Here is a 1,283-nt window from a genome sequence, read left to right as displayed (position 1 = left end):
CTCGACTTGCATGTATTAGGCACGCCGCCAGCGTTCGTCCTGAGCCAGGATCAAACTCTCCATGAAGTGTTTGACTTGCTCGTTGTGTGACCGAAGTCACGATTGACGAAGCTTGCGCTTCATTCATGTTTGTATTCCATAGAATACGATTTTTGCCTCATCGTTCAGTTTTCAAAGTCCAATGTATTTCGTATGAAAATAATGGTCGGGAAGACAGGATTCGAACCTGCGACCCCTTGGTCCCAAACCAAGTGCTCTACCAAGCTGAGCTACTTCCCGAAAAGTGCACCCTGAGAGATTCGAACTCCCGACCCCTTGATTCGTAGTCAAGTACTCTATCCAGCTGAGCTAAGGGTGCATCATATGGTGCGGTCGAGAGGACTTGAACCTCCACGATGTTGCCACCACTAGGCCCTCAACCTAGCGCGTCTACCGATTCCGCCACGACCGCATAATGCTATTCAAATATAAATGGAGCGGAAGACGGGATTCGAACCCGCGACCCCGACCTTGGCAAGGTCGTATTCTACCACTGAACTACTTCCGCATATAAATGGTACGGGTGAAGGGACTTGAACCCCCACGTCAAAGACACTAGATCCTAAATCTAGCGCGTCTACCAATTCCGCCACACCCGCATAAAAATGGTGTGTCATGCAGGATTCGAACCTGCGACCCTCTGATTAAAAGTCAGATGCTCTACCAACTGAGCTAATGACACATAAATGATATGAAGTTAAAAAATGGGGCGACTGATGGGAATTGAACCCACGAATGCCGGAATCACAATCCGGTGCGTTAACCACTTCGCCACAATCGCCAAAATAAAAATGGTGCCGGCAACAGGAGTCGAACCCGCGACCTACTGATTACAAGTCAGTTGCTCTACCAGCTGAGCTACACCGGCAAAAGAAATGGTGGCTTTGGACGGAATCGAACCGCCGACACAAGGATTTTCAGTCCTTTGCTCTACCAACTGAGCTACAAAGCCGATATTAAAATGGCGGTCCTGACGGGATTCGAACCCGCGATCTCCTGCGTGACAGGCAGGCATGTTAACCGCTACACCACAGGACCGTTTAAGTATAAGGTGACGACTTCTATAATGATAAAACATCTATGTAAGTCTGTCAATTGTTTTATTAAAAAAACAAAAGCCTGGCAACGTCCTATCCTCACAGGGGGAAGCCCCCAACTACTTTCGGCGTTCAAGTGCTTAACTTCCGTGTTCGGCATGGGAACGGGTGTGACCACTTGGCTATCGTCACCAGACGACGGGCTCG

At 48.9% G+C, this 1,283-nt stretch carries 10 tRNA genes and 2 rRNA genes; all 12 read right to left on the bottom strand.

From position 1 onward, the window contains the following. A 16S ribosomal RNA gene (locus KNQ09_RS17355) occupies window positions 1-66 on the bottom strand; the annotation flags it as partial. A 136-nt stretch (window positions 67-202) separates the two neighbouring features. Continuing rightward, a tRNA-Pro gene (locus KNQ09_RS17350) sits at window positions 203-279 on the bottom strand. Between the two features lie 5 nt (window positions 280-284). Next, window positions 285-358 (bottom strand) — tRNA-Arg (locus KNQ09_RS17345). Window positions 359-364: 6 nt separating this feature from the next. Beyond that, window positions 365-451, bottom strand: a tRNA-Leu gene (locus KNQ09_RS17340). A 21-nt stretch (window positions 452-472) separates the two neighbouring features. Continuing rightward, window positions 473-547: transfer RNA gene (locus KNQ09_RS17335), tRNA-Gly, on the bottom strand. Between the two features lie 7 nt (window positions 548-554). Next, window positions 555-638, bottom strand: a tRNA-Leu gene (locus KNQ09_RS17330). Window positions 639-645: 7 nt separating this feature from the next. Continuing rightward, a tRNA-Lys gene (locus tag KNQ09_RS17325) sits at window positions 646-721 on the bottom strand. Between the two features lie 23 nt (window positions 722-744). Continuing rightward, window positions 745-820 (bottom strand) — tRNA-His (locus tag KNQ09_RS17320). Window positions 821-831: 11 nt separating this feature from the next. Continuing rightward, window positions 832-907: transfer RNA gene (locus KNQ09_RS17315), tRNA-Thr, on the bottom strand. 8 nt (window positions 908-915) lie between these two features. Next, window positions 916-991 (bottom strand) — tRNA-Phe (locus KNQ09_RS17310). Window positions 992-1,001: 10 nt separating this feature from the next. Next, window positions 1,002-1,077 (bottom strand) — tRNA-Asp (locus KNQ09_RS17305). Between the two features lie 79 nt (window positions 1,078-1,156). After that, window positions 1,157-1,272 (bottom strand): 5S ribosomal RNA (gene rrf, locus KNQ09_RS17300). Window positions 1,273-1,283: the final 11 nt, after the last annotated feature.

It is taken from the genome of Exiguobacterium sp. s191, assembly GCF_018618955.1.
Classification (GTDB): Bacteria; Bacillota; Bacilli; order Exiguobacteriales; family Exiguobacteriaceae; genus Exiguobacterium_A; species Exiguobacterium_A abrahamii.
The sequence above is the reverse complement of the archived record's forward strand: the minus strand, read 5'-3'. Positions and strand labels throughout refer to the sequence as shown.